Source organism: Caulobacter sp. D5 (genome assembly GCF_003185805.1).
Taxonomy (GTDB): Bacteria; Pseudomonadota; Alphaproteobacteria; order Caulobacterales; family Caulobacteraceae; genus Caulobacter.
The window spans coordinates 1-3,565 of record NZ_QHJY01000268.1 but is presented as its reverse complement, the minus strand read 5'-3'; the positions used below and the strand labels follow the sequence as shown (position 1 = coordinate 3,565).

General features: G+C 64.9%; 4 protein-coding genes, 1 tRNA gene and 2 pseudogenes. All 7 read left to right on the top strand.

What is annotated here, in order from left to right; translation table 11 throughout:
• Window positions 1–72 precede the first annotated feature (72 nt).
• Complete coding sequence (yacG, locus tag DMC18_RS17205; protein ID WP_110133139.1) at window positions 73–243, top strand: DNA gyrase inhibitor YacG; 171 nt, start codon at window positions 73–75, stop codon at window positions 241–243.
• Window positions 244–344: 101 nt separating this feature from the next.
• Window positions 345–420, top strand: a tRNA-Phe gene (locus DMC18_RS17200).
• A 208-nt stretch (window positions 421–628) separates the two neighbouring features.
• A pseudogene (locus DMC18_RS27210) lies at window positions 629–787 on the top strand (type II toxin-antitoxin system RelE/ParE family toxin); the annotation flags it as partial.
• 207 nt (window positions 788–994) lie between these two features.
• Window positions 995–1,312, top strand: a complete 318-nt coding sequence (locus DMC18_RS17190) for an addiction module antidote protein (RefSeq protein ID WP_110119364.1) — start codon at window positions 995–997, stop codon at window positions 1,310–1,312.
• A 591-nt stretch (window positions 1,313–1,903) separates the two neighbouring features.
• Window positions 1,904–2,812: a MotA/TolQ/ExbB proton channel family protein gene (locus tag DMC18_RS17185; protein ID WP_110133138.1), complete on the top strand. Its 909-nt coding sequence runs from the start codon at window positions 1,904–1,906 to the stop codon at window positions 2,810–2,812.
• A gap of 5 nt (window positions 2,813–2,817) precedes the next feature.
• A complete protein-coding gene (locus tag DMC18_RS17180; RefSeq protein ID WP_110133137.1) occupies window positions 2,818–3,252 on the top strand; it encodes a biopolymer transporter ExbD in 435 nt (144 codons plus the stop codon).
• A gap of 10 nt (window positions 3,253–3,262) precedes the next feature.
• Window positions 3,263–3,565: pseudogene (locus DMC18_RS17175) on the top strand (energy transducer TonB); the annotation flags it as partial.

Sequence of the window (3,565 nt, the reverse complement as noted above, 5' to 3'; positions counted from 1 at the left end):
CCGCCTGGGCCGGCGCTTCACGGTCACGGCCGAACCCGGCTGGCCGAACGACCGCATCGAGGTCTCCGCGTCATGAGCAGCCCCTGTCCGATCTGCCGCAAGCCGGCGACGCCGGAGGCCCGGCCCTTCTGCTCCAAGCGCTGCGCGGACGTCGATCTTCAGCGCTGGCTGTCGGACCGCTACGTGGTTCCCGGCGCCCAGGACGACGAGGAAAACCCGCTGTCCACAGACTTCGACAATTAGTCGAAAAGGGCGCTGGACAAGCCGGGCGGGCTCTCCTATAGACCCGGCTCCTCGCCGCAGGGCGAGGCCGGGGCGGCCTAAACCGCTTCGAAGGTCCAAGGGCCTGGGTAGCTCAGTTGGTAGAGCAGCGGATTGAAAATCCGCGTGTCGCTGGTTCGATTCCGGCCCCAGGCACCACCTTCTTTTTCCTCACAGTTCAGCAGGTTGCGCAGGTCCCGGATCGTCGCTTGGAAAAGCGCGTCCTCTGCGCTTGCGGGCAAGCGTCATGACTCTGGAGCATTCTTGGGGCGGGCAGGGCTATAGCTGGCGCCGATCGCGCGGTCGTTCGAGGGTGTGGCTGCGCGTATCCGTTTGGATACGGAATCCTTGACAGATTTGTATCCGTATGGATACTTGCGGCATGATCGAGGTTCGCCAGACCGTCGAGTTCAGCGCCTGGACCGAAGCCCTGCGCGACCCGATCGCCAGGCGACAGGTCGCCGCCCGCGTGGCGCGTCTCGGTTACGGCCATTTCGGCGACGCCAGGGCGGTTGGCGACGGCGTTAGCGAACTGAGGATCCATACGGGTCCTGGCTATCGCCTTTACTTCGTCCGCCAGGGGCGACGTGGTGATCGTGATGCTGGCCGGCGGCGACAAGTCGACCCAGGACCGGGATATCGCCAAGGCCAAGGAACTCGCACGAGGGCTTCCCCCGCCCGGATGAGCAAAGGGGGGGGGCGGTCGCCGCCGCCTTTAACGGAGATGATGACCATGACCCAGAAGATCACGCCCACGGAGACCGTCCCGTTCGACGCCGCGCGGCTGCTGGATCGGCCGGAGGATGTCGCGTTCTTCGTGGCGGACGCGATGGAGACCGGCGATGCGGCCTATATCCAGCACGCCCTGGGCGTCGCCGCCCGGGCGCTTGGGATGGCCGAGGTGGCCGAGAAGGCCGGCCTGGGCCGCGAGAGCCTCTACAAGGCTCTGAAGGAGGACGCCAACCCGCGCTTCGAGACCGTGTTGAAGGTGATGCAGGCGCTGGGTCTGCAGTTGACGGTGCGGATGGGGGAGCCGGCGGAAGCGGCTTAGCGGGCCTGGGTCCGACTTCGCGTGCGTTTGCCCGCTTTCCCTTAAGTCGCCCCGCCGACGGATTCTTGTCCGGTGAGGACATCTGGCAGCGCCGCCAGGGATTCTGAGGCGCCTCCTTCCGAGGTTGTCTGACCAGCTTCCGGGCAGTCGCCGGGAGATCGCTGTTTTGTCGGCATGCTGCGATGCGGCGCCAATATTCCCTTTGTTAGGGAAAAACCGCCTTGAATTCCTGATTTGCCTTTTGTGCAGTGCAGCAATAACCGGTTTCGAGCGCTGACTGTCGTAAATTTATGCCCTGGACGCCCCCTTGACGGTGCGAAAAGGGGTTGCCAAAGGACCCATGCCGCAATTCTAACATTGCGGTAAGACCAGAGCCTCGAAAGGGGCCGCGGTCACTCGCGCTTCGAAACGATCCTTCTGGGCGGGCATGAGCCTTCCAAGCGGGGCGTAACGGGTCGAGCGCAGCGAAGCGGGTCTGCCCAACATCCGAGAGATCGGGTGGGAAAGCGGGCTTTTCAAGTTAGGGTGGAGACGCTCTCGCGCGACGACCCTCGGTCCAAACGTGCTAGACCAATCAGGAACTGGCGACAGATGCTCGACATTAAACGGAAGACCCCCCTCATCGCTCTCGTTGGCGCCGTGGCGCTGATGGCGAGCGCCCCGGCCTTCGCTCAGGACGCCGCCGCGCCTGCGCCGGCCGCCGCCGAAGCCGCCGCCCCGGCCGCGACCCCGGCCGCAACCCCGGCTCCCGCCGCCGACGCCGCTCCGGCCGAGGAAAACGCCGGTGAAGCCGCGACCGAAAAGATGAAGTCGCACTCGCTGACCCCGGTCGGCATGTTCCTCGCGGCCGGCATCGTCGTTAAGGTCGTGATGATCGGCCTGCTGCTGGCCTCGGTCTTCTCGTGGGTTCTGCTGATCACCAAGCTGCTCGAGTTCGGCAGCCTGAACAAGCAAACCGACCAGTTCCTGGAAGCCTTCCGCGGCGCTCGCTCGATCGCGGACATCGCCCGCATCGGCTCGTCGGAAGAATTCGAAGGCAACCCGCTGGCCGACATGGCCGCCGCGGCCGCCCAAGAAGTCGAACTGTCGCGTCAAGCCGGTCTGCAAGTCGGCGGCGAACACCGCGACTCGACGATCGCTCGCGCCACCTACGCCATCAACGCGGTGCAGGCCTCGCTGGCCAAGCGCCTGTCGGGCGGCATGGTGTTCCTGGCCTCGGTCGGTTCGGGTGGTCCGTTCATCGGTCTGTTCGGCACCGTGTACGGGATCATGACCTCGTTCATCAGCATCGCGAACACCAACACGACCAACCTCGCCGTCGTCGCGCCGGGTATCGCTGAAGCCCTGCTCGCCACCGGTATCGGTCTGTTCGCCGCTATCCCGGCGGTTATCTTCTACAACTACTTCCAGACCCGCATCTCGGCCTACGGCACGCGCTCGGAAGGTTTCGTTGCTGAACTGATGAACGCTATCTCGCGTCAGCTCGACAAGGGGGCGTAAGACCGATGGCCGCCAAACTTTCGGGTGGCGGCGGCGACAGGTTCAACGTCGAACAGAACAGCGAGATCAACGTCACGCCCTTCGTGGACGTCATGCTGGTCCTTCTGATCATCTTCATGGTGGCGGCTCCGCTGGCCTCCGTGTCGATCGAAGTGAACCTGCCGCCGGCGGTGGCGAAAGCGACCCCCAACCCGCCGAAACCGGTCTACATCTCCATCAAGGCGAACGGTCAGCTGTACATCGGCGACGACCGGACCTCGATCGACACGATGGGTGAAGACCTGACGAAGAACATCGGCAGACGCGATCCCTCCAAGGAACGCATCTTCATCCGCGCGGACGAAAAGACTCGCTACGGCTCGTTTATGGAGGTCATGAACGCCCTCCAGGACAACGGGTTCTACAGCGTGGCCCTTATCGGCCGGGATGAGAACAGCTGAGGGGTGATGCATGGCTGAACAACAAACGCCCGAGCATCGCCACTACGATCCGCTGACCTCGGAAGGTCCGCGCCGTAAGAAGGGCCTCGGCACCTTCGGCGTGGCCCTGATCATCGTCCTCGGGCTGCACGGCCTTCTGTTCGCGTACCTCGCGAAGCAGAAGTTCGAAGCGGTGCTGAAGGAGTACAGCGACGAAGCTGTGGACGTGGAGCTGCCTCCGCCTCCGCCGCCTCCGCCGCCGCCTCCTCCGCCCCCGCCGCCGCCGCCGACCAACGCTCCGCCGCCGCCTCCCGCGGTGCGGCAGCCGAGGCCG

What these genes read in the sequence shown, in the direction of transcription:
- yacG (WP_110133139.1), top strand. Translation starts at nt 73, where the DNA reads ATGAGCAGCCCCTGTCCGATCTGCCGCAAGCCGGCGACGCCGGAGGCC.
- DMC18_RS17190 (WP_110119364.1), top strand. Translation starts at nt 995, where the DNA reads ATGACCCAGAAGATCACGCCCACGGAGACCGTCCCGTTCGACGCCGCG.
- DMC18_RS17185 (WP_110133138.1), top strand. Translation starts at nt 1,904, where the DNA reads ATGCTCGACATTAAACGGAAGACCCCCCTCATCGCTCTCGTTGGCGCC.
- DMC18_RS17180 (WP_110133137.1), top strand. Translation starts at nt 2,818, where the DNA reads ATGGCCGCCAAACTTTCGGGTGGCGGCGGCGACAGGTTCAACGTCGAA.